This is a genomic window from Microbacterium sp. NPDC089186 (assembly GCF_040685115.1).
In the GTDB taxonomy this organism is placed as follows: domain Bacteria; phylum Actinomycetota; class Actinomycetes; order Actinomycetales; family Microbacteriaceae; genus Microbacterium; species Microbacterium galbum.
In genome coordinates this window covers 427,891-448,238 of record NZ_JBFBHJ010000003.1, presented here as the reverse complement: position 1 = coordinate 448,238, position 20,348 = coordinate 427,891, and the positions used below count along the sequence as shown (strand labels likewise).

General features: G+C 70.5%; 19 protein-coding genes. 13 read left to right on the top strand and 6 right to left on the bottom strand.

The window, feature by feature from the left end; all coding sequences use genetic code 11:
- The first annotated feature begins 54 nt into the window (after positions 1 to 54).
- Positions 55 to 1,071, top strand: a complete 1,017-nt coding sequence (locus tag AB0N82_RS12380) for a tyrosine recombinase XerC (RefSeq protein WP_315995527.1) — start codon at positions 55 to 57, stop codon at positions 1,069 to 1,071.
- Positions 1,072 to 1,235: 164 nt separating this feature from the next.
- On the opposite strand, the gene AB0N82_RS12375 is transcribed toward AB0N82_RS12380, so the two are convergent.
- Positions 1,236 to 1,460 carry a hypothetical protein gene (locus tag AB0N82_RS12375; protein WP_315995528.1) on the bottom strand — a complete coding sequence of 75 codons (225 nt, stop codon included), beginning with the start codon at positions 1,458 to 1,460 and terminating at the stop codon, positions 1,236 to 1,238.
- 22 nt (positions 1,461 to 1,482) lie between these two features.
- Between AB0N82_RS12375 and AB0N82_RS12370 the strand changes: the two genes are divergently transcribed.
- Positions 1,483 to 1,782, top strand: coding sequence for a hypothetical protein (locus AB0N82_RS12370; protein WP_315995529.1), 300 nt, complete (start codon positions 1,483 to 1,485; stop codon positions 1,780 to 1,782).
- A 346-nt stretch (positions 1,783 to 2,128) separates the two neighbouring features.
- On the opposite strand, the gene AB0N82_RS12365 is transcribed toward AB0N82_RS12370, so the two are convergent.
- On the bottom strand, positions 2,129 to 2,644 hold the full coding sequence (locus AB0N82_RS12365; protein WP_315995530.1) for a M23 family metallopeptidase: 516 nt from the start codon (positions 2,642 to 2,644) through the stop codon (positions 2,129 to 2,131).
- Between the two features lie 315 nt (positions 2,645 to 2,959).
- Between AB0N82_RS12365 and rpsB the strand changes: the two genes are divergently transcribed.
- The 9 genes from rpsB (at position 2,960) to AB0N82_RS12320 (ending at position 9,737) form a co-directional block, all read left to right on the top strand.
- A complete protein-coding gene (gene rpsB / locus AB0N82_RS12360) occupies positions 2,960 to 3,853 on the top strand; it encodes a 30S ribosomal protein S2 (RefSeq protein WP_315995531.1) in 894 nt (297 codons plus the stop codon).
- Between the two features lie 155 nt (positions 3,854 to 4,008).
- On the top strand, positions 4,009 to 4,836 hold the full coding sequence (gene tsf / locus AB0N82_RS12355) for a translation elongation factor Ts (protein ID WP_136585461.1): 828 nt from the start codon (positions 4,009 to 4,011) through the stop codon (positions 4,834 to 4,836).
- 131 nt (positions 4,837 to 4,967) lie between these two features.
- On the top strand, positions 4,968 to 5,687 hold the full coding sequence (gene pyrH / locus AB0N82_RS12350) for a UMP kinase (protein ID WP_315995532.1): 720 nt from the start codon (positions 4,968 to 4,970) through the stop codon (positions 5,685 to 5,687).
- A gap of 74 nt (positions 5,688 to 5,761) precedes the next feature.
- Positions 5,762 to 6,316 (top strand): ribosome recycling factor, encoded by a 555-nt coding sequence (gene frr / locus AB0N82_RS12345; RefSeq protein ID WP_315995533.1) that lies wholly within the window; start codon positions 5,762 to 5,764, stop codon positions 6,314 to 6,316.
- A gap of 5 nt (positions 6,317 to 6,321) precedes the next feature.
- On the top strand, positions 6,322 to 7,368 hold the full coding sequence (locus tag AB0N82_RS12340) for a phosphatidate cytidylyltransferase (RefSeq protein ID WP_315995534.1): 1,047 nt from the start codon (positions 6,322 to 6,324) through the stop codon (positions 7,366 to 7,368).
- Positions 7,365 to 7,940, top strand: coding sequence for a DivIVA domain-containing protein (locus tag AB0N82_RS12335; RefSeq protein ID WP_315995535.1), 576 nt, complete (start codon positions 7,365 to 7,367; stop codon positions 7,938 to 7,940). Before AB0N82_RS12340 ends, AB0N82_RS12335 begins: the two co-directional genes overlap by 4 nt.
- A gap of 178 nt (positions 7,941 to 8,118) precedes the next feature.
- Positions 8,119 to 8,718, top strand: a complete 600-nt coding sequence (locus AB0N82_RS12330) for a transglycosylase SLT domain-containing protein (protein WP_363391924.1) — start codon at positions 8,119 to 8,121, stop codon at positions 8,716 to 8,718.
- A 9-nt stretch (positions 8,719 to 8,727) separates the two neighbouring features.
- The gene (locus AB0N82_RS12325) at positions 8,728 to 9,015 is read left to right on the top strand and encodes a hypothetical protein (RefSeq protein WP_363391922.1); all 288 of its coding nucleotides are present in this window, start codon (positions 8,728 to 8,730) and stop codon (positions 9,013 to 9,015) included.
- A complete protein-coding gene (locus tag AB0N82_RS12320) occupies positions 9,015 to 9,737 on the top strand; it encodes an alpha/beta hydrolase (protein WP_363391920.1) in 723 nt (240 codons plus the stop codon). The genes AB0N82_RS12325 and AB0N82_RS12320 overlap by 1 nt, the downstream gene beginning before the upstream one ends.
- Positions 9,738 to 9,744: 7 nt before the next feature.
- Here AB0N82_RS12320 and AB0N82_RS12315 read toward each other — a convergent pair whose 3' ends face one another.
- Positions 9,745 to 10,821, bottom strand: a complete 1,077-nt coding sequence (locus tag AB0N82_RS12315) for an AI-2E family transporter (protein ID WP_315995539.1) — start codon at positions 10,819 to 10,821, stop codon at positions 9,745 to 9,747.
- Positions 10,822 to 10,993: 172 nt separating this feature from the next.
- Between AB0N82_RS12315 and AB0N82_RS12310 the strand changes: the two genes are divergently transcribed.
- Both AB0N82_RS12310 and AB0N82_RS12305 read left to right on the top strand, forming a co-directional pair.
- Positions 10,994 to 12,805 carry a glycosyl transferase gene (locus AB0N82_RS12310; protein ID WP_363391918.1) on the top strand — a complete coding sequence of 604 codons (1,812 nt, stop codon included), beginning with the start codon at positions 10,994 to 10,996 and terminating at the stop codon, positions 12,803 to 12,805.
- Positions 12,802 to 13,746, top strand: a complete 945-nt coding sequence (locus AB0N82_RS12305) for a tetratricopeptide repeat protein (protein WP_363391916.1) — start codon at positions 12,802 to 12,804, stop codon at positions 13,744 to 13,746. The genes AB0N82_RS12310 and AB0N82_RS12305 overlap by 4 nt, the downstream gene beginning before the upstream one ends.
- Positions 13,747 to 13,926: 180 nt before the next feature.
- Here AB0N82_RS12305 and glgB read toward each other — a convergent pair whose 3' ends face one another.
- The 3 genes from glgB to glgX all read right to left on the bottom strand — a co-directional run bounded on the left by glgB (position 13,927) and on the right by glgX (position 20,314).
- Positions 13,927 to 16,065, bottom strand: coding sequence for a 1,4-alpha-glucan branching protein GlgB (gene glgB / locus AB0N82_RS12300; RefSeq protein WP_363391914.1), 2,139 nt, complete (start codon positions 16,063 to 16,065; stop codon positions 13,927 to 13,929).
- The gene (locus AB0N82_RS12295; protein ID WP_363392284.1) at positions 16,062 to 18,029 is read right to left on the bottom strand and encodes a maltotransferase domain-containing protein; all 1,968 of its coding nucleotides are present in this window, start codon (positions 18,027 to 18,029) and stop codon (positions 16,062 to 16,064) included. Before AB0N82_RS12295 ends, glgB begins: the two co-directional genes overlap by 4 nt.
- A gap of 185 nt (positions 18,030 to 18,214) precedes the next feature.
- Positions 18,215 to 20,314 carry a glycogen debranching protein GlgX gene (gene glgX / locus AB0N82_RS12290; RefSeq protein WP_363391912.1) on the bottom strand — a complete coding sequence of 700 codons (2,100 nt, stop codon included), beginning with the start codon at positions 20,312 to 20,314 and terminating at the stop codon, positions 18,215 to 18,217.
- Between the last annotated feature and the right edge of the window lie 34 nt (positions 20,315 to 20,348).

Genomic DNA, 20,348 nt, shown 5'->3' with positions numbered 1-20,348 from the left:
GCGCTTCCCGCGCGTCACCCGCGGCTCGGCGACGGCGGGAGTCAAAGTGGGAGGGTGCGTACATCCGCGGTGGTCGAGGGCTATCTGTCCCACCTGGCGGAGGTGCGCCGCCTCTCGGCCGCGACGGTCCGCGCCTATCGGTCGGATCTCGACGACCTGGTGCGCGTCCTGAACGATCCGCCGATCGCCGAGATCGGGGTCGACGACCTTCGCGAATGGCAGTGGCGCGCCTCGCAAGCGGGCAAGAGCAAAGCCACCGCGGCTCGACGCACCTCGACGGTGCGCGGGATGTTCGCCTGGGCGGGCGACGCCGGCCTCGTCACCGTCGATCCGTCCCAACGGCTCGTCTCCCCCAAGCGCGGGCGGACGCTCCCCGCCGTGGCCACGCAGGACGCGCTCTCGGAGGTGCTCGCCGCGGTGGCCGAGTCGGCGACGCAGGGCGATGCCGTCGCTCTCCGCGATCACGCCCTTCTCGAACTGCTCTACGGCTCCGGGGCGCGGGTCTCCGAGGCATGCGGACTCGACCTCGACGACATCGACCACGAACGGCGGACCCTCCGGCTACGCGGAAAAGGCGACAAGGAGCGCGTCGTGCCGTTCGGACTGCCGGCCGAGCGCGCCCTCCAGGCCTACCTCGTCCGGGCTCGGCCGGTCCTCCGCGCCCGGAGGGAAGCGCAGGCGTCCGACGATCTCCCCCGCAGCGACCGGGGGCGCCCCGACGCAGCCCGTGGCGATGGCGGTCGGGCGGCCCGCTCCAGCTCGGGCGGCGCTGCACACGGCACGGACCGCGACGCGCGAGCTGTGTTCCTCGGAGCGAAGGGGTCGCGCCTGGGACCGCGCGCCGTCCATGCGCTCGTGTCGCGCACCGTCGGTCCGCGGCTGGGGACCGACGTGCTGGGCCCGCACGCGCTCCGGCACTCCGCCGCCACACACCTCCTCGACGGCGGCGCCGATCTGAGGGCCGTGCAGGAGATCCTGGGCCACGCCAGTCTGGGGACCACTCAGATCTACACGCACGTCTCGGCGGAGAGGCTCCGGGAGGCGTACCGTCTCGCCCACCCTCGAGCCTGAGCCCGGCGGCCCCCGGCTGGCGTGCGCGACCCCGCACCCCGTAGCGTGGGAGCCGTGCCGTCCCGTCGAGTCGTCGCCGCTGTCGCAGGTGCGTTGTTCGCCTGCGGTGCGCTCACCGCGTGTGCGATGCAACCCCAACCGGTCGAGACGCGACTCCCGCCCGGTTACGGAGCCTCGGACGCTTCGCCGACGGCATCCGTCCCGACGGCATCCGTTCCGTCGCCCTCGGTCGTGACGCGCTCGCCGGCCCCGGACGCCGATGCGACATCCGCGCCGCTGGTCACCGTCACTCCGCAGCCCTCGAGCCCCGTCGCCGACCCCGGCGCGCTCTCGTGCGGCGACGGCGGCAGCCAGAACATCTCGGGCTCCGAGCGATCCGTGCGTGTCACGGGCACGTGTTCGGAAGTGACCGTGTCGGGGTCGGCCCTCACCGTCGACGCCTCCGGGGCGTCCATCGGCACGCTCCGGATCTCCGGCGACCGGGCGCGTGTCGTCGCCGCCGGAATAGACATGGTCGTGGTGCAGGGGAACGACGGCTCGGTCGAATCCTCGGGCGGGATCGGAAGCGTCGACCTCAGCGGCGACCGTACGTCGATGCAGGCGGCGGGTGCCATCTCGGCGGTGACCGTTCGCGGGCAGGACAACGTGGTGCGCGCCGGTGGGGGCATCGGAACGACGACGATCGAGGGTCGCGGCAATCAGATCGGGTGATGCCGGTCCTCGACCGGGCGCCGGTGAGGCCGATCTTCGCCCGACACGGGGGAGCACGACGGGGCCCGAGGCGGCGCCCCACGAACGGGAGCGGTGAGGCCGACCTTCGCCCGACACGGGGGAGCACACGAGCCCTGTTGCAGCGCCCCGAACGGCAGCCGGTGAACCCGATCCTCGCCCGACACGGGGGAGCACCAGGATGTCCGAGCGGCGCCCTGCGACCGGGCGCCGGTGAGCCGATCTTGGCCCGAAGCGGGGCAGGACGGGGACCCGAGGCAGGGGCCCGGGGTGACGCCGACACGGGGAGGAGCGCCCCGGAACGACACCGCGAGTCACCCTCCGCCGCTCAGCAGCACGGCAGGAGCACAGCGCGTGGCACGCCGCCGAGAAGACGGAGCGGATTGACGTACTCGCCGTCGAGGCGGACCCCCAGGTGTACCGTCGCGGGCGCGGTGTGCCCGCCCTCGGCGACCATCGCGAGCGGCTGGCCCCGCGCCACGTGCTCACCGACCGCCAGGTCCGAGACGACCGGCTCGAACGAACTCACCAGGCCCCCGCCGTGGTCGATCGTGAGCACCCCGCGCCCCGCGACCGCGCCGACGAAGGCGACGACCCCGTCGGCGGGAGCGCGCACCTCCGTGCCGGCGAGGTCGACGCCCCGATGGCCCGGACCGTAGGGGTGCGCGGGGGCCTCCCACCCGCGCACGATCCTCACCGGAGAGACCGGCCACACCCAGCCGCGCTCGGCGAGGGGGGCCGCACCGTCCCCGCGAGCCGGGGCGTTCATGCCGACGAGCGCTGCGCACAGGGTCAGGATCACGACGATCGCAGCGAGGCGTCGGCGCGCGGAAGGAGGAGTCATGGCGGGGAGTCTGCCCCTCCCCGTCACCTCCGCGTGGCGGCCGCGGCGCGAATCGGGACGGACCCGTGCGCGCACGCGGTGGGGAGGAGGCGTCCTGTATGCTGGGGGATGCATCCCGCACGTCGGGATGACTCCGCGTGCCCACAGCGCATCGCGTCTTCTTCCCAGAAGCCGCACCGCGCGGCCTCCACACCCCATGGTCCTCCGCTCCGGCGGGTGGCGGGTGTGCGCCGGGCACCAGGCTCGCCGGACGGTCCGTCCGGCGCGAATAACCGCAACCACGGCGCGAAAGCGCCCAGAAACAGGAGTACGACCATGGCCGTCGTCACCATCCGCCAGCTGCTCGACAGCGGCGTTCACTTCGGACACCAGACCCGCCGGTGGAACCCGAAGGTCAAGCGCTTCATCCTGACCGAGCGCTCCGGCATCCACATCATCGACCTGCAGCAGTCGCTCGGCTACATCGACAAGGCGTACGAGTTCGTCAAGGAGACCGTCGCGCACGGCGGCACCATCCTCTTCGTCGGCACCAAGAAGCAGGCGCAGGAAGTCCTCGCCGAGCAGGCGACCCGCGTGGGCCAGCCCTACGTCAACCAGCGCTGGCTCGGTGGCCTCCTCACCAACTTCCAGACGGTGTCGAAGCGCCTCGCCCGCATGAAGGAGCTCGAGGAGCTCGACTACGAGAACCCGGCCGAGAGCGGCTTCACCAAGAAGGAGCTCCTGCTCAAGAAGCGCGAGCTCGACAAGCTGCACAAGTCGCTCGGCGGTATCCGCAACCTGCAGAAGACCCCGTCGGCCATCTGGGTCGTCGACGCCAAGCGCGAGCACCTCGCGGTCGACGAGGCCAAGAAGCTCGGCATCCCCGTGATCGGCATCCTCGACACGAACGCCGACCCCGACGAGTTCCAGTACCCGATCCCCGGTAACGACGACGCGATCCGCTCGGTGAGCCTGCTCACGCGCATCATCGCCGACGCCGCGGCCGAGGGCCTCATCCAGCGTCACCAGCCCGCCGGTGAGGAAGAGGCCGCCGAGCCTCTCGCCGAGTGGGAGCGCGAGCTGCTCGAGACCAACGCCGAGACCACCGAGGCCGCGACCGAGTCGGCTGACGACGCCGCCGGCGCCGAGGCTCACGACGAGGCCGTCGCCGCCGAGTCGGGCGAGACCGCGACCGAGGTCGCGGACGCCGAGGCCACCGACAGCAAGTAAGCCGCACGACGCCGCCGTCACCCCCGCGTGCACGGCGCGTCACCCGCACAGGCTACGATCCGGCGGGGTCGTGACAGCCCCCTTCTCGTGAGGGCGGCGACACGGCCCCGCCGGGCCCACATCTAGAACGCAAACGACAAGGAGACCGCCACACCATGGCAAACTTCACGATCGCCGACATCAAGGCGCTGCGCGAGCAGCTCGGCACCGGCATGGTCGACACCAAGAAGGCGCTCGAAGAGGCCGACGGCGACGTCGAGAAGGCCGTCGAGATCCTGCGCCTCAAGGGCGCCAAGGGCAACGCGAAGCGCGCCGACCGTTCGACGAGCGAGGGCCTCGTGGTCGCTCGCGAGAACGCCGGCTCGGTCACGCTGCTCGAGCTCGCCTGCGAGACCGACTTCGTCGCCAAGAACGAGCGCTTCATCGCTCTGGCCGACAAGGTCGTCGACGCGGCGGCCGCCGCCGGTGCCGACTCGGTCGAGGCCGCTCTGGCCGCCGACGCCGAGGGCAAGACCGTCGAGCAGCTCATCTCCGACGAGGCCGCGATCATCGGCGAGAAGGTCGAACTGCGCCGCGTGCGCACCATCTCGGGCGACAAGTTCGAGGTCTACCTGCACAAGACCAGCAAGGACCTGCCCCCGCAGGTCGGCGTGGTCCTCGCCTACACCGGTGACGACGCCGAGACCGCTCGCTCCATCGCGCAGCACATCTCGTTCGCCAACCCCTCGTACCTCACCCGCGACGCCGTGCCCGAGGCCGACGTCGAGAAGGAGCGCGAGATCGTCACCGAGATCTCCCGCAACGAGGGCAAGCCCGAGGCCGCCCTGCCGAAGATCGTCGAGGGACGCGTGAACGCGTTCTTCAAGCAGGTCGCCCTGCTCGACCAGGACTACGCGAAGGACAACAAGCTGTCCGTCGCCAAGGTCGCGTCCGACGCCGGTCTCACCCTGACCGACTTCGCCCGCTTCAAGGTCGGCGCGTAACCCTTCGACAGGCTCAGGGCCCGTCATGAGGCCCGGGATGCCATGGCATCCCGGGCCTTTTCCCTGCCCGCGGCCCGTATCGGTCGGCGTCGGCGGGGGGATAGTTTGTTCAAGACGAGAGGACACCACACGTGATCGATGAAGCCACCAAGCGCCGCCGGGTTCTGCTGAAGCTGTCGGGGGAGGCGTTCGGCGGAGGCCAACTGGGTGTCAATCCCGACGTCGTCAGCCAGATCGCACGCGAGATCGCCGAGGCGGTGGACCGGGTCGAGATCGCGATCGTGGTCGGCGGCGGCAACTTCTTCCGCGGCGCCGAGCTCAGCCAGCGCGGCATGGATCGCGGCCGCGCCGACTACATGGGCATGCTCGGCACCGTGATGAACTCCCTGGCCCTGCAGGACTTCCTCGAGCAGGCGGGAGCCGCCACGCGCGTGCAGTCGGCGATCTCGATGACGCAGGTGGCCGAGCCCTATATCCCGCGACGGGCCGTGCGTCACCTCGAGAAGGGCCGCGTCGTGATCTTCGGCGCCGGCGCCGGCCTGCCGTACTTCTCCACCGACACCGTCGCCGCCCAGCGCGCGCTCGAGATCGGTGCGACCGAGGTGCTGGTCGCCAAGAACGGCGTCGACGGCGTGTACACGGCCGACCCGCGCGTGGACCCCAGTGCCACCAAGCTCGACCACCTCACCTACAGCGACGCGCTGCAGAAGGGCCTCAAGGTCGTGGACTCGACGGCGTTCAGCCTCTGCATGGACAACGGCATCGACATGCGCGTGTTCGGCATGGAGCCGGCCGGCAACGTCACCCGTGCGCTGCTGGGCGACGAGATGGGAACCCTCGTCACCGCGTGACGCGCCGCGCGGGCCCGGGGAGCCGGGCCCGCGCGCGACTAGACTGGCACCTCAGTCCAACGAATGGAGTCACCGTGATCGCCGATGTCCTCGCCGATGCCGGAGCGCGAATGGATCGCGCCGTCGAGGCCGCGAAGGAGGACTTCGCGACCGTCCGCACCGGACGCGCGAACCCCCAGATGTTCCAGAAGGTCCTGGTCGACTACTACGGGTCGCCCACCCCTCTCGCGCAGCTCGCGTCGCTGAACAACCCCGAGGCGCGCACCCTCGTCATCAACCCCTACGACAAGTCCGCGTTGAAGGCCATCGAGCAGGCCATCCGCGACATGCCGAACCTCGGCGTCAACCCCACCAACGACGGCACGATCGTCCGCGTCACCATGCCGGAACTCACGCAGGACCGCCGCAAGGAGTACGTCAAGATCGTGCGCGGCAAGGGAGAAGACGCGAAGGTGCAGGTGCGCAACCTGCGCCGCAAGGCGAAGGACGACCTCGACGCCCTGAAGAGCGACGTCGGCGAGGACGAGCTCGTTCGGGCCGAGAAGGAGCTCGACGCCGTCACGCGCACGCACGTCGACCTGATCGACGACGCGCTCAAGCGCAAAGAGGCCGAGCTTCTCGAGGTCTGACCCGCATGCCCGACGCCCCTGAGACCGGTGACGCCGAGCCGGTCGACCCGCTCGACGTCCGTCGTGCCGATCCGACGCGCCGTCCGACGACGGGCGAGGGGGTCACGGCGATCGAGTCGCAGCTGCGTGCCATGCGATCGGATGCCGAGCAGCACATCGCGCACGCGCGCGCCGAGTTCGACCAGGCGAACGAGCGTCTGAAGCAGCGCACGGGGCGCGACCTGATCGTCGCGACGCTCATCGGCGTGGGGATCGGTGCGATCGTGATCGCCTCGCTGATCTTCGTGAAGTGGGCCTTCGTCCTCTTCGCCGCGGCCGCGATGGTGCTGGGGGTCGTCGAGTTCAGCCGAGCCCTGCAGGTCGCCGGGCGGCGCGTCGACGTCGTCCCGCAGCTGGTCATGGGGTTCGTGCTGCTGCTCAGCGGGTTCTTCCTCGGCGCCTGGGTGCACTGGATCGCCACCCTCGTCGCGGTCGTCGTGGTCGTCGTGTGGCGGCTGGTGGCGCAGCTCTTCGCCGCCGACGGACGGCTGCGCATCGACGTCATCGGCGATGTGCTCGTCGCGGGGTTCGTGCAGCTGTACGTCCCGTTCCTCACCAGCGTCGCCATGATCCTGCTCGCTCAGCCGCGCGGGGAGTGGTGGGTTCTCGCGTTCCTCATCCTCGCCGTCGCGGCCGACACGGGTGCGTACATCTCGGGCCTCACATTCGGTCGGGGCGGGCGGCATCCGATGGCTCCGCGCATCAGCCCGAAGAAGACCTGGGAGGGTTTCGCGGGCGCGTGCGTGGCGGCTCTGGTCGCCGGGGCGCTTCTGGCCGTGTTCATGCTCCAGGTCCCGTGGTGGGCCGGGCTCATCTTCGGCGCGACCGTGCTGGCCACGGCGACCGTCGGCGACCTCGGCGAGTCGATGGTCAAGCGCGACCTCGGTATCAAGGACATGAGCTCGTGGCTCCCCGGACACGGGGGGGTGCTCGACCGCCTCGACTCGATCCTGCCGTCGGCGACGGCCGCTCTGGTGATGTTCTATCTGCTCGCCCCGTTGGGAGTGTCATGACCGAGACCCCGATCCACGACAAGGTCGCCGCGACCCCTTTCCCCGAGACGACGGGACGCACCAAGGGCTACGAGAAGCGCGCCGTCGACGCATTCCTCGCCCGCGCGCGCGACGCGTTCGAAGCCGACGACCCCGGCGTCCTGCGCTCGTCGGAGGTTCGCGCGGTGTCGTTCCCGCTGGTTAAGGGCGGCTACGCCGTGGCATCCGTCGACGCGGCCCTGGGTCGGGTCGAAGACGCCTTCGCCGCACGAGAGCGCGAGCACGCTCTCTCCCGGCTCGGGGCGCGGGCCTGGGTCGCGGAGACGCGCGACACCGCCCAGGTCGTGCTCGACCGTCTCGGTCGGCCGCGCGGACAGCGCTTCGAGCGCGTGTCGCTGCTGCATTACGGGTACCGGGTCGACGAAGTCGACGTCGTCGCCGACCGCGTCGCGCGCTACCTCGCGGCGGGCGACCCCGTGACGCCCGACCAGGTACGCGCCGTCGCCTTCCGCCTGCAGCGCGGTGGATACCGCGAGACCCAGGTCGATGCGGTGCTCGACGCCGTCGTCGAGGTCATGCTCGCCGTCGGATGAGGCATCAGGATGACACCCGTTCCGACTCGTCGGTAGACTCGGCGGCACTGTGACTTCTGGCTCGGAACTCTCGCGTAGATCATCGGACCGCGTCGCCCGTCGAGGCGTCGGGTCGGTCGACGTGGTACCCCCCGCTCTTCCGCGCCGCTCGGCGCCACGCTGGTCCCGTCGTCGCGGCGTGGTCGGCGTGTTCGGCGCGTGCGCGGCGGTCCTGTTCGCGGCCGCCTACGTCGGGCCCATGAGCGCCGCGTTCTCGCCGGCGCAGGCCGAGGAGCCCCGCACGGTCACCCTCTACGCGGAGGGCCTCGGTGACACGCAGGCGGTGTCGACCTCGGGCGAGAAGCAGGCCCCCGACCTGCAACGCTCGAGCTACAACGTGTACGTCAAGCCGAAGCCGACCCCCACCCCCACGCCCACGCAGACGCGCAGCAGCGACTCGGGTTCGTCGGCCGGCGGCGACGGCGGTGGCGGTGGCGGAGGGCCGCTGTATTACTCCGGCGGGGGAGCGCCCGCGGAATGGATGGCCGCCGCCGGCATCTCGGATGCCGACATGGGCTACGTCGACTACATCGTCAGCCGCGAGAGCGGGTGGAATCCGAACGCCACCAACCGCTCCTCGGGAGCGTGCGGTCTCGTGCAGGCCCTGCCGTGCAGCAAGGTCCCCGGCAACGGGTACGACCCGGTCGACAACCTGCGCTGGGCGACCGGGTACGCCACGGGCCGATACGGCAGCTGGGCGGGCGCGTACGCGTTCTGGACGAGCAACCACTGGTGGTGAGCGGCATCCATGCCCCGCTCCCGTAAGCGCCGCCCCGATCCGGGTCGCGGCGACGACTCGCTCGATCGTCTGATCGCGGGGTGGAAGCGCACCGAGGTCAAGCGCGGATCGGAATGGACCGTGCAGCCGCTCTCGGGGCCGCAGGCGGTCAAGGACTACACTTGCCCCGGATGCGGACGCACGGTCGCTTCCGGCACCCCCCACCTGGTCGTCTGGCGCGCCGACGGCGTGCTCGGCGACGCGGCGGATCTCGCCGCACGTCGGCACTGGCACACCCACTGTTGGAGGATCGCCTGATGGAGATTCGCGGACCCGTCCTTCTGCCCGCACGCCGGGAAGACGTCGCCCTGCACACGGTCGATGAGCTCACCCTCGTCGGCGAGCTCGCCCTGCCCCTCGACCGCGAGCCGGTGGCGACCCTCGTGACGTTGCACCCGCTGCCCACGGCGGGCGGGTTCATGGACTCGCACATCCTGCGCAAGGCGGCCGGCCGCCTGCCGGCCCTCGCCGATCTCGCGGTGCTGCGGTTCAACACCCGGGGCACGACGTCTCCCCGCGGCACGAGCGACGGCGCCTTCGACGGGGGAGCGAACGAGTGCTTCGACGTGGCGGCGGCGATGGATCTCGTGCGCGAGCGCGGTCTGCCCCGTCCCTGGCTGGTGGGGTGGTCGTTCGGCACCGAGCTCGCGCTGAAGTACGGCCGCGACCACGAGATCGAGGGCGTCATCCTGCTGTCGCCCCCGCTGCATCGGGCGACCGCCGACGAGGTCGCGGCGTGGGCGGGAGACGAGCGCCGGGTGGTCGTGCTGGTTCCCGAGTTCGACGACTACCTGCGACCCGACGAGGCCCGCGAGCGCTTCGCGTCGATCCCGGAGGCCACGCTCATCGCCGTCGAAGGCGGGAAGCATCTGTGGGTCGGCGAGACGCAGACGCGCCGCGTGCTCACCGAGATCGTCGCCGCGGTCGCCCCCGACGCCCTTCCGCTCCCCACCGAGTGGGATGGCGACGTCGTCGGCTGAGCTCAGCTCAGCGCTCGTTCTGCCGCGGGATGATGACCTCGCGGTAGATGATGAGGATGCTTGCGGCCACGGGGATCGCGATGAGGGCGCCCAGCAGGTTGAGCAGTGCGCCGCCGGCCAGCGCCGAGATCACGACGACCGAGCCCGGCACCGACACCGCGCGGTTCATGATGCGCGGGGAGATGACGTACGCCTCGATCTGCATGTAGACGAGGTAGTAGATCGCCGCCGCGATGATCGCCCACCCCGGCGTTCCGAGACCCGGAATGAGGCAGGTGAGCACGATGATCGTCGAGCCCGTCAGCGTTCCCACCAGGGGGATGAGCGAGAAGAAGAATGCGATCACGGCGAGCACGGCCGGGAACGGCGCGTTGATGATGGTGAGGAAGATGGCGCTGAGCACGCCGTTGATGACGCCCAGGCTCACCTGCCCCATGACGTAGTAACCCACGGAGTCGGTGATCTTCTCGGCGAGCTCGATGAAGCGCGCGCGCTTGGACGCCGGGACCAGCTGGTACACCGCCGACTTGAGCGAGGGAGTGGATGCCGTGAAGTAGATGGTCAGGATCAGCACGATGAACGCGCCGCCGAGGCCCGCTGCCACGGCGCCGGCGCCCGTGAGCAGGCTGTTGCCGATGACCGTGGAGATCGAGCCGACGTCGAGGGTCGTGAACCAGTGCTGGATGCCGGCCCAGACGTCGTCGATCTTGAGCCAGGGAAGGGAGTCGGACACCCACTGCTGCACCTGCGTGACGATCTCGTTCCAGCGTCCCGGCTGCAGCAGCTGCTCGACCTGGGAGATCAGCTGGGCGATCTGGCTGACGATGATCGGCACGACCATGAAGATGATGCCGGCGAAGACGCCGAGCACCGCGAGGATCGTCACGAGGACGGCCGCCCAGCGGGGCAGACCGCGCCGCTCCAGGAAAGACACCACGGGGTCGAGGCCCAACGACAGGAACAGGGCCGTCCCGACGTACAGCAGGATCGTCGAGAGGTTCTGCACGCTCCCGATGAGCAGCAGGCCGACGCCGACTCCGAGAGTCGCCAGGAGTGCGACCCGGAAGGGGTTGTGGATCTTCATGCCGAACGACTCCCGCCTCAGCCGGGCACGCGCCCGTCTCGTCAGGATAGTGACCGTGCGGGGCGGGATCGGCGAGGCGCGAGCCTCGCCGCGAACTTTCAGCCGCCCTCCGATAGTCTAAAACGTCGATTCTTCGGTGGCGCCCGAGCTGCCGGTGGGGATGGTGTGAAGCGTGAGATTCGTCTGGGCCGTGGTGGCGTTCGTCATCGCCGCCGCCATGATCGGTGCCGGGATCGCTCAGCGCACGGTTTTCCAGGGTCCATCTGAGACCACCACGTCGGTGCAGACGGAGGGGTCGGCGGCGTACACGCTGATCGACGGCTCCGTGCTTACGAGCGTCCCGGGCGCCCAGACGCTGCGCGTCGAGGGCGACGGCGCGGTGTTCGTCTCCTACGGGCGCACGGCCGACCTCAAGGCGTGGCTCGCCGACGTCGACTACACCGCGGTGACCGTGGACGGTGAGGGGACGGTGCAGACCGCCGATCAGGCCCCGACCGTGACACCCACCTCCGACGCCGCCGCGGGGCGGAGTCCGATCGACAACGACCTGTGGCTGGACGAGTACGAGCAGACCGGGTCGCTGTCCACCACCCTGCAGCTGCCGGACGACATGAGCGTGCTCGTGGCATCCGACGGCACGGCTCCCGCGCCCTCGAACATCAGCGTCACGTGGCCCATCGACGACTCGACGCCCTGGGCGGGTCCGCTCATCGTCGGCGGCGGTATCGCCCTGCTCGCGGGCATCGTGCTCTACCTGCTCGGCATCCGGCACGTGCGCCGTTCGCGGCGCCCGCGCCGGAAGGGATTGCCCCTGCCGGTCACGGAGCCCATCTCCATCGCCGAGTCGGATGCCGCAGCTCGCGACGCGTCCGCGTCCAAGGGGGTCGTGAGCGAGAGCCCCGCGCGCCGCGGGACAGGCTCGCGCGGCCGGCGCGCACTCGTCGCGGTCCCGGCCCTCGGCGTCTCCGTCGCACTGCTCGCCGGCTGCTCGGCGGATGCCTGGCCGCAGTTGGCGGCATCCGAGACTCCGAGCCCGACGCCCACGGTCGTCGTTCCCGAGGGGCAATTCCCGCCCGCCGTGACCGAGGCGCAGGCGAAGCGGATCGTCGCGCGCGTCTCGAGCACCGTTTCCTCGGCCGACGCGGCGCTCGATCAGAACGCCGCCGCCCAACGCCTGTCCGGACCGGCGCTCGCCGAGCGCGCCACCAACTACACGCTGCGTGCGGCTCTGCCCGACCGCCCGGCGCTCCCGGCCATTCCCGCGGAGCCGGTTCAGATCGTGCTGCCGCAGACGACGGGTACCTGGCCGCGCACGCTCATGACCGTGGTGGAGTCGGCGGATGCCGCGACCCCGACCACGACGATCATGATGATGACGCAAGAGACGCCGTGGGACGAGTACAAGGCGTCGTACGTCGGGAACCTCGAGGCCTCCACCAACCTGCCGGAGCTCGCCGCACCGTACGTGGGCGCGACGCAGGTGCCGCCGGACTCCTCGTTCCTCACCCTCGCTCCCGAGAAGGTCGCCGCCGCCTACGCCGACATCATCAACAACGGCGAGAACAGCACCTCGGCCGCGCTCTTCGACACCGCGAACGACCTGTTGCTCTCCGCGATCCAGGACAACAAGACGAAGCGCACCGACGAGCTCAACCAGACCGGCGCCGGAACGGCTGAGATCAGTTTCGCCGCCTCGGCGGGGCCCGCCGCCCCCATCGCCCTCGCGACGCTCGACACCGGCGCGATCGTCGCCGTGAATGTCTACGAGAGCGACACGGCGAAGCCCACGAACGCCGACGCGGTCATCAAGCTCGACAACAATCCGGCGGTCAAGGCCCTGACCGGTGTCGACCAGTCCGCGACAGGCTTCACCACGACCTACTCCGACCAGGTGTTCTTCTACGTGCCCAGCCAGGGCTCCGACGACAAGATCCGCCTGCTCGGCTACCGTTCCAGCCTCCTCGAAGCGAAGGTGTCCCCGTGAGCACTCCCGCCCCCGGCTCCGTCATGCGCGGTGCCGTCGACCTCTCGTCGCTGCGCAACCGTCCCGCCGCCCCCGCGGCCCCCGCGACCCCTCCCGCCGAGGGCGCCGCCCCGGCCGGTGCCCTGCCCCTGGTCTTCGATGTGACCGACGCGACCTTCGGCGAGGTGCTCGAGCTCTCGCGCACGGTTCCCGTCGTCATCGACCTGTGGGCCGAGTGGTGCGGGCCGTGCAAGCAGCTCAGCCCGGTGCTCGAGAAGGTCGTCACCGAACTGGCCGGCCGCCTCGTACTGGCGAAGGTCGACGTCGACGCCAATCCGCAGCTGGCGCAGGGCTTCCGCGCGCAGTCCATTCCGATGGTCCTCGCGCTCGTCGCGGGTCAGCCCGTTCCGCTGTTCACCGGCGCGGTGCCCGAGCAGCAGGTGCGCGACGTCTTCGCTCAGCTGCTGCAGCTCGCCGCCCAGCACGGCGTCACCGGCACCGTTCCCGTCGCCGGGGCGGCCGATGCGGCTCCGGCAGAGGAGCCCCCGCTGCCGCCGCTGCACGCCGAGGCGTTCGCCGCGATCGAGGAGGGCGACTACGCCCGCGCGATCACGGCGTACGAGAAGGCTCTCGCCGAGAATCCGCGTGACTCCGACGCCCGTGCGGGCCTCGGTCAGGTGCGCCTGCTCGACCGCGTGCAGGGCGCCGACCTGCAGGCGGCGCGCGCCGCGGCGGCGGCCGATCCCACGGGCGTCGACGCCCAGTTCGTCGTCGCCGACCTCGATGTCGTCGGCGGACACGTCGATGACGCATTCGGGCGTCTGCTCGATCTCTTCGCGGCGCTCCCTGCCGACGAGCGCGCCCCGGTCCGCGAGCGCCTGCTCGAGCTGTTCGGGATCATCGGCGACGACGACGCCCGCGTCGTACGGGCGCGCGCGCGACTGGCATCCCTGCTCTTCTGACACGACCGACGACGCGGCCCGGTCCCTCTCGGGGGTCCGGGCCGTCGTTCGTCCTAGCCGGCGCGAGATGCGATCGTCGATCAACACGCGGGTGTCCCCTCCCACCGGAGGCCGGTCACGGACCCCGGGCACGCGAACGCCCCGCCCCGGTGATCGGGACGGGGCGTCGGACTCCGCGGGTCAGGACCCGGCGCGGTGGTGCAGCCAGAGCACCCCGAGCGGCGGGAGGGTGAGGGTCGCGCTCCCGCGGCTATCGGTCGTGACCGTGCCGAGGTTGCCCTGGCCAGAACCGCCGAACACCTCCGCGTCGCTGTTGAGCACTTCGGTCCACGACCCGGATTCGGGCAGGTCGAGCGGGAAGTCGGTGAGCGGGACGCCGGAGAAGTTGCACACGACCGCGATCGTGTTGCCGTGGTGGTCACGACGGGCGAAAGCGAGCACGTTCGGGTTCCACGCGGGCGCACCGAGACGCGAGAAGGCCGCTCCGTCGTGGTCGCGTGACCACAGCGCCGCCTGGTCCTTGTACACGCGGTTCAGCTCGGCGACGAATTCGTGCAGTTGCTTGTGGGAGGGCTGGTCGAGCATCCACCAGTCGATCGACCGGGACTCGGACCACTCCGACATCTGGCCGAACTCCTGGCCCATGAAGAGCAACTGCTTGCCCGGGTGACCCCACATGTACGCCAGGAAGGCGCGCATGTTGGCGAGCTTCTGCCAGTGGTCTCCCGGCATGCGGCCGAAGAGGCTCCCCTTGCCGTGCACGACCTCGTCGTGGCTGATGGGCAGGACGAAGTTCTCGCTGAAGGAGTAGACGAACGAGAACGACAGCTCGCCCTCGTGGTGCGACCGGTACATCGGATCGCGACCGATGTACTGCAGCGAGTCGTTCATCCACCCCATGTTCCACTTGAAGCCGAAACCGAGTCCGGCGTGCGACGTCGGGGCGGTGACGCCGGGGAAGCTCGTCGACTCCTCGGCGATGAGGGCGATGCCGGGGTAGCGCTTGTAGGACGTCGCGTTGACTTCCTGCAGGAAGCGGATCGCCTCGAGGTTCTCGCGACCGCCGAATTGGTTCGGTGCCCATTCGCCGTCGTTGCGGGAGTAGTCGAGATAGAGCATGGATGCCACGGCATCCACGCGCAGACCGTCGACGTGGAACTCCTCGAACCAGTACAGCGCGTTCGCGACGAGGAAGTTGCGCACCTCGTTGCGGCCGTAGTCGAAGATGAGCGTGCCCCAGTCTTTGTGCTCGCCGCGGCGGGGGTCGGGGTGCTCGTAGAGGGCCTCGCCGTCGAAGCGGGCGAGGGCGAAGTCGTCTTTCGGGAAGTGCCCCGGCACCCAGTCCATGATGACGCCGATGCCGGCCTGGTGAAGACGGTCGATGAGGTAACGCAGGTCGTCGGGGGAGCCGAAGCGGCTCGTGGGGGCGTAGTAGCCCGACACCTGATAGCCCCACGACCCTCCGAAGGGGTGCTCGGCGAGCGGAAGGAACTCGACGTGGGTGAAGCCCTGAGCGCCGACGTAGGCGATGATCTCGTCGGCCGCATCGCGGTACGAGAGGCCCTGCTTCCACGAGCCGAGGTGCAGCTCGTAGATCGACATCGGGCGGTCGATCGGCGCGGTGCGGGAGCGCTCGTCGATCCAGCCGTCGTCGGCCCAGGCGTAGGCGGAGTCGGTGACGACCGACGCGGTGGCCGGGGGGACCTCGGCGAGGCGCGCCATCGGGTCGGCCTTCTCGATCCACTGGCCACCACGGGTGAGGATCTCGAACTTGTAACGGGCGCCGATCCCGACCCCGGGGATGAAGAGCTCCCAGACGCCGCTTCCGCCCATCGAGCGCATCGCGCTGCCCGACCCGTCCCAGCCGTTGAAGTCGCCGATCACGCGCAACGCACGGGCGTCGGGCGCCCACACGGTGAAGGCGGTGCCCGAGGACCCGTCGAGTTCGCGGACGTGCGCTCCGAGCACGCGCCACAGCTCCTCGTGACGTCCCTCGGTGATGAGGTGCAGGTCGAGCTCGCCGATGGAGGGGGCGTGGCGATAGCCGTCATCGGCCGCATGCTCCGACCCGTCGTACGACGCACGTACCAGGTAGGCACCGGGGAAGGCGTCGACCGCGGCCTCCCAGATGCCCCCGCGCACGTGCTCGAGCGGAACCGGGGTACCGTCGGCGAGCTCGGCGACGACGGTCGCGGCGAGGGGGCGCCGCGAGCGGATGACCCACCCGTCGCCGGTCTCGTGCACGCCCAGCACGCTGTGCGGGTCGTGGTGGGAGCCGTGGGCCACGGCATCCAGGATCTCGGGGGAGAGGGAGGTCATCGGTTCTCCTTGACGTGCAAGATGTGCACGGGCTCGCTGAAGGCGTCGAGGCGGACGAAGTTGTGGTCGGCCCAGGTCCAGACCTGGCCGGTCACGAGGTCTTCGACGTCGTACGACGCGCCGGGTTCGACGCCGAACGCGGTCGTGTCGAGGTGGACGGTGGTCTCGCGCGCCGAGTGCGGGTCGACGTTGGCGACGACGATCACCGTGTCGGAGGTGCCCGTGGGGCTGAGGGCGGCATCCAGGTGCTTGGAGTACACGAGGATGGCGTCGTCGTCGCTCCAGTGCACCTGCAGGTTGCGCAGCTGACGGAGGGCCGGATGGGCGCGGCGCGCGGCGTTGAGCATGCGCAGGTAGGGGGCGAGAGAGTCGCCCGCTGCCTCGGCGCCCGCCCAGTCGCGGAACTTGTACTCGTACTTCTCGTTGTCGATGTTCTCTTCGGAGCCCGGGCGCGCGATGTTCTCGTAGAGCTCGTACCCGGCGTAGACGCCGTAGGTGGGGGCGGCCGTCGCGGCGATCGCGGCGCGGATCTTGTAGGCCGGGCGCCCCCCGAACTGCAGGTACTCCGTGAGGATGTCGGGGGTGTTGACGAAGAGGTTGGGCCGCAGGAAGTCGTCGGTCTCGTGGGCGAGGCCGCCGAGGAACTCCTCGAGCTCCTCCTTCGTGTTGCGCCAGGTGAAGTACGTGTAGCTCTGCTGGAACCCGGCCATCGCCAGACCCTGCAGGGGTGCCGGACGCGTGAACGCCTCCGCCAGGAAGACGGCGTCGGGTTCTTCCGCGCTCACCGTGGCGATGAGCCACTCCCAGAACTGCAGCGGCTTGGTGTGGGGGTTGTCGACGCGGAAGATGGTGACTCCCTGCGCGATCCAGTGGCGCACGATGCGTAGCACCTCGGCGCGGATGCCCTCGGGGTCGTTGTCGAAATTGACCGGGTAGATGTCCTGGTACTTCTTGGGCGGGTTCTCGGCGAACGCGATCGAGCCGTCGGGGAGCGTCGTGAACCACTCGGGGTGGTCTGCGACCCACGGGTGGTCGGGCGAGGCCTGCAGCGCGAGGTCGAGCGCCACCTCGACGCCGTTCTCGCGCGCGGCGGCGACGAAGGCGCGGAAGTCCTCGAGCGTGCCGAGGTCGGGGTGCACCGTGTCGTGCCCGCCCTCCGCGGCGCCGATGGCCCACGGCGAGCCCGGGTCGCCCGGCTGCGTGACGAGCGTGTTGTTCGGACCCTTGCGGTTGGTCACGCCGATGGGGTGGATCGGCGGGAGGTAGAGCACGTCGAAGCCCATGTCGGCCACGCCGGGGAGGCGATCGACGGCGGTGCGGAACGTGCCGCTAACCACGGACCCGTCGTCGTGGCGCGTGGCGCCCTCCGAGCGCGGGAAGAACTCGTACCAGGCGCCCACGCCGGCGCGCTCGCGCTCGACGAGCAGCTCGGCGTCTTTACCGACCGAGACGAGTCCCATCATCGGCCGGACCTCGAACAGCGCGGCGATCGCGGGGTCGCGCACGATCTGCAGGGCGGTGTCGTCGTGCACCTCCGGGTCGCGCAGCGCGCGGGCGGCGTCGTACAGGCGGTCCTTGTCGCTGCCGGGGCGCTTCTTCTCGCCACGGGCGCGGTCGAACAGCTGGGCGCCCATCTCGCGCATGAGCGCGGTGTCGACACCTGCGGCGATCTTCAGGTCGGCCGCGTGCTCCCATGTCGCGAAGTCGTCGGCGAACGACTCGAACCGGAAGCGCCACACGCCCTGCTCGAGCGGGGCCACGAGGGTCGACCAGCGGTCGAAGCCGTCGTTGAGGGGGCTGAGTCGATGCAACGACTCGTCACCCGAGGGCGAGAACAGTCGCACCTGGACGCCGATGCGGTCGTGCCCCTCGCGGAATGCGGTGACCGTGAAGGGAACGGCTTCGCCCAGGTACGCGGACGGGCGGAATCGCCCACCCGGGACGCTCGGATGCGGCAGGGCCATCGGGATGCGCGGCGTGACCACGCTGCGCGAGGCCGGCGTCGGCTTGACCGGACGCACGGGAATCGAGGCGGCGCTGCGCCAGGGCAGCTCGGGCGAAGGAGTCGTCGTGGTGGCCACGATCCGAACCTACCGCGGGCCACCGACGTTGCCGCATCGTTTCGCGCGGCCTTGACAGGGCGCTGCGGTTACTCGACGCGGAACAGCATCATCGACGCGCCCGTCACCGGCACGACGTCTCCCGCGGCGAACCGGGCTGGGGCGGACGTGGGCGTCTCGTCGGCACTGGACCACAGGGCGAGGTAGGCGAGGTCGGGCTCTCCGTCGATGCGCGGCAGCACGATCTCGGTGTCCGCCTCGGTGCCGTGCACCACGAGAAGCACGCGGTTCGGGTCCTCGTCCTCGGGCGTCGAAGTCGCGAGGTACTGCAGCGTGCGGTGGGCGGGGTCGTTCCACCGGTCGCTCGACATCGTGTCGCCGCGCTCGTCGAACCACTCCATGACGGATGCCGAGGGGATCCGCTCCCCGAGCCGGGCGAAGCGGCGGGGGCGCAGGGCGGGGTTCTCCCGCCGCACCTGCAGCAGGCGCTGGGTGTGGGCGAACAGGTCGCGCTGCCAGGGCGCGAGGTCCCACGACAACCACGTCAGGGCGGAGTCGTGGCAGTAGGCGTTGTTGTTGCCGCGCTGCGTGCGCCCCATCTCGTCTCCGGCCGTGATCATGGGGACCCCGGCGGACAGCAGCAGGGTGCCCATCAGGTTGCGCATGGCCTTGCGTCGCGTGGCGAGGACGCGCTCGTCGTCGGTGCGGCCCTCGGCGCCGTGGTTGAACGAGCGGTTGGTGTCGGCACCGTCGCGGTTCTGCTCGCCGTTGCCCAGGTTGTGCTTGACGTCGTACGACACGAGATCGCGCAGCGTGAAGCCGTCGTGGGCCGTGACGAAGTTGACGCTCGCGAGCGGGCCGCGCTCCTCGCTGAACGTGTTCGACGAACCCGCGAGCCGGGTGGCGAACCCGCCCACGCCGACCGGGGCGGTGTCGGCGCGGCGCGCGTAGTCGATGTCGCTCAACCAGAAGTTGCGCACGCGGTCGCGATACCGGTCGTTCCACTCCAGCCACCCGGGGCCGAAGTTGCCGGTCTGCCATCCGCCCATGCCGACGTCCCAGGGCTCCGCGATGAGTTTCGTGTCCGCGAGCCGCTCGTCCTCGCGGATGGCCGTGAGCAGCGGGTGATCGGGGGTGAAGGAGTGATGCGCGTCCCGCCCGAGCGTCACCGCCAGGTCGAAGCGGAAGCCGTCGATCTGCACGTCTTCCGACCAGTAGCGGAGCGAGTCCAGGACGAGCCGGGCAGCGGCATCCGTCGAGGTGTTCACCGCGTTGCCGCATCCGGTCTCGTCGATGTAGACGCCCTCGGCCGTCTGCCGGTAGTAGGCGCTGTTGTCGATCCCGCGCAGGCTCGTGCGGGGACCGCCGATGCCCTCTTCGGCGGTGTGGTTGTAGACCACGTCGAGCAGCACCTCGAGCCCCGCCTCGTGCAGGAGCTTGACCATCCCCTTGAACTCGCGCAGCACTGCGTCGGGGCCCTCGGCGCGGCTGGCGGCCGTGGCGTAGGGCGCGTGCGGGGTGAAGAAGTTGAGGGAGTTGTAGCCCCAGTAGTTCGACAGTCCGAGCTGCAGCAGGCGCGGTTCGGTGGCGAAGGCGTGCACGGGCAGCAGTTCGACGCTGGTGACCCCGAGCGAGAGCAGATGGTCGATCATCGCGGGGTGCGCGAGGCCCGCGTACGTGCCGTGCAGTGCCGGGGGGATGAAGGGATGCCGCTTGGTCAGGCCCTTCACGTGCCCCTCGTAGATCACCGTGCGGTCCAGGGGCACACGGGGCTTCGCCGACGAGCCCCAGTCGAACGAGCCGTCGACCACGACCGAGCGCCAATCGCCGAAGCTGCCCGACACGAGTCCACGCGAGTACGGCTCGATCAGCAGCGACTGCGGGTTGAAGGTGTGTCCCGGTCCGTGCGGTCCGCCCACGCGGATCGCGTACCGTGCCCCGGGCCGCAGGAGCGGTGTCGACGCCTCGAACACGCCCCCGCCCACGGGAGTCATCGTGATCGTCTCGGTGGCCCAGTCGAGGTCGACATCGTCGAAGACGAGCAACTGCATCGCGTCGGCGGCGCCCGACCACACGCGCAGCGTCCCGCCGTCGGGACCGAGGCGCACCCCGAGGTCGTCGAGCGCGGGAGTCAGCAGGCTCGGTCGGGTGGAGGAGCGGGCGGGGAGGACAGTCTCGGGTCGGACCATGCGTCTTAGGGTAGTGAAGACGGACGGCGGAGCC

Bases quoted from the DNA above. Each gene is read 5' to 3' on its own strand.
- AB0N82_RS12365 (WP_315995530.1), bottom strand. From the start codon at position 2,644: ATGACTCCTCCTTCCGCGCGCCGACGCCTCGCTGCGATCGTCGTGATC.
- rpsB (WP_315995531.1), top strand. From the start codon at position 2,960: ATGGCCGTCGTCACCATCCGCCAGCTGCTCGACAGCGGCGTTCACTTC.
- tsf (WP_136585461.1), top strand. From the start codon at position 4,009: ATGGCAAACTTCACGATCGCCGACATCAAGGCGCTGCGCGAGCAGCTC.
- AB0N82_RS12340 (WP_315995534.1), top strand. From the start codon at position 6,322: ATGCCCGACGCCCCTGAGACCGGTGACGCCGAGCCGGTCGACCCGCTC.
- AB0N82_RS12335 (WP_315995535.1), top strand. From the start codon at position 7,365: ATGACCGAGACCCCGATCCACGACAAGGTCGCCGCGACCCCTTTCCCC.
- AB0N82_RS12325 (WP_363391922.1), top strand. From the start codon at position 8,728: ATGCCCCGCTCCCGTAAGCGCCGCCCCGATCCGGGTCGCGGCGACGAC.
- AB0N82_RS12320 (WP_363391920.1), top strand. From the start codon at position 9,015: ATGGAGATTCGCGGACCCGTCCTTCTGCCCGCACGCCGGGAAGACGTC.
- AB0N82_RS12315 (WP_315995539.1), bottom strand. From the start codon at position 10,821: ATGAAGATCCACAACCCCTTCCGGGTCGCACTCCTGGCGACTCTCGGA.
- glgB (WP_363391914.1), bottom strand. From the start codon at position 16,065: ATGACCTCCCTCTCCCCCGAGATCCTGGATGCCGTGGCCCACGGCTCC.
- AB0N82_RS12295 (WP_363392284.1), bottom strand. From the start codon at position 18,029: ATGGCCCTGCCGCATCCGAGCGTCCCGGGTGGGCGATTCCGCCCGTCC.
- glgX (WP_363391912.1), bottom strand. From the start codon at position 20,314: ATGGTCCGACCCGAGACTGTCCTCCCCGCCCGCTCCTCCACCCGACCG.